Here is an 857-nt window from a genome sequence, read left to right on the forward strand (position 1 = left end):
ACCGGTGAGGTAGTCGTTGCCGTCCATGCCGAAGATGCGGTTGGTGCCGTCCTGGTAGCCGGTGATCGAGTCGGCGTCGGCGTTCCCATTGGTGATGACGCGCGATTTGATGAGCACCTCGTCCCAGGTCACGCCATCGCTGAACTTGAAATGTTCGACCTTGCTGCCCGGATAGGCGGTGTGGAAGTAGTCCTCCACGGTGAGCTGATCGCTGACGGCGTACTTCATGACGAGGTGGTTGCCCTTGCGCTCAAGCGCTGTCACTGCGGTGGACGCCACGCCGTCGAAGATAACCACATCGACATTGCCAGTGGTGGTGTCGTAATCATCGATGACATCGACGCCCGAGCCGGCTGCAAGCTTGTAGGTGTCGTTGCCGCTGCCGCCCTTGAGTGTGTCGTTGCCGATGCCGCCGTCCAGTGTGTCCGCATCGGCGCCGCCTTCCAGGGTGTCGTTGCCTGCACCGCCGATCAGTGTGTCGTCGCCGGCATCGCCTTTGAGCGTGTCGTCGCCGATGCCCCCGTTGATGATGTCGGCCCACCTACCACCGGTGAGGTAGTCGTTGCCGTCCATGCCGAAGATGCGGTTGGTGCCGTCCTGGTAGCCGGTGATCGAGTCGGCGTCGGCGTTCCCATTGGTGATGACGCGCGACTTGATGCTCGCTTCGTCCCAGATGACGCCATCGCTGAACTTGAACTGTTCGACCTTGCAGCCCGGATAGGCGGTGTGGAAGTAGTCCTCCACGGTGAGCTGATCGCTGACGGCGTACTTCATGACGAGGTGGTTGCCCTTGCGCTCAAGCGCTGTCACTGCGGTGGACGCCACGCCGTCGAAGATAACCACATCGACATTGCCAG

General features: G+C 61.5%; 1 protein-coding gene. It reads right to left on the minus strand.

All coding sequences use genetic code 11. The annotated features are described in order from the left end of the window. Positions 1 to 843, minus strand: an 843-nt coding sequence (locus VLK31_RS36205) for a calcium-binding protein (protein WP_409173321.1), incomplete at its 3' end; no start/stop codon positions are given. Positions 844 to 857 lie beyond the last annotated feature (14 nt).

Source organism: Variovorax sp. H27-G14 (assembly GCF_046156345.1).
Taxonomy (GTDB): Bacteria; Pseudomonadota; Gammaproteobacteria; order Burkholderiales; family Burkholderiaceae_C; genus Variovorax.